The organism is Arcobacter sp. (genome assembly GCF_050300555.1).
In the GTDB taxonomy this organism is placed as follows: Bacteria; Campylobacterota; Campylobacteria; order Campylobacterales; family Arcobacteraceae; genus Arcobacter.
Genome location: NZ_JBNKXY010000198.1, coordinates 1 through 634 on the forward strand (window position 1 = coordinate 1; position 634 = coordinate 634).

Here is a 634-nt window from a genome sequence, read left to right on the forward strand (position 1 = left end):
CCCGTAGGCATTTCAAAAATTTGTTCTTTTGGACTTGTCCAAGTAATGGCGTATTTTTCTTCAACTTCAGCCGAACGTAGCCAGCCTCCAGTACTTCCACCAAAAGTAGGAAACGGTGTTTGTAAATTTAATGTCATCTGTAAAACTTTATAAATATTTAATGTTCAATATATAATTTTAATAAAAAAACTTTTTTTTTATTAAAATTATCAAAACTTATAGCGGAGAATGGATTTGAACCATTGACCTTCGGGTTATGAGCCCAACGAGCTACCAGGCTGCTCTACTCCGCGATTTTTAATATCTAATTATCTATAAAGATTTATTAAATAATATTTATAAAATTTAAGTTTAATTTTTTCTTATAGCTTTGCCTTAAGAATAACATATTAAAGTCAATTTTGTCAATAAATTAAAAATAACTTTAGAATTATTTTTACTTTATTGACTATTTTATTATAATGAAATTTAAATTTTTATTATTTCTTGCATTAATTGCAAGTTTTGCTTTTGGTAAATAAATTCATTTCCTTTTAAAAAAATTAAATTCTTTTTTTTTTAAAAAAAAAAAAGTCTCTGTTAGAGCACAAGAAGGTGTTGATGAAGATTCACCAAAAGTTGATAATTCAATTGA

General features: G+C 25.4%; 1 protein-coding gene and 1 tRNA gene. Both read right to left on the bottom strand.

Translation table 11 applies throughout. The annotated features are described in order from the left end of the window. Positions 1–137: photosystem I reaction center subunit II (gene psaD, locus ACQY5W_RS13280; RefSeq protein WP_428025450.1), on the bottom strand; the 137-nt coding region annotated here is incomplete at its 3' end. 82 nt (positions 138–219) lie between these two features. Further along, positions 220–293, bottom strand: a tRNA-Met gene (locus tag ACQY5W_RS13285). Positions 294–634: the final 341 nt, after the last annotated feature.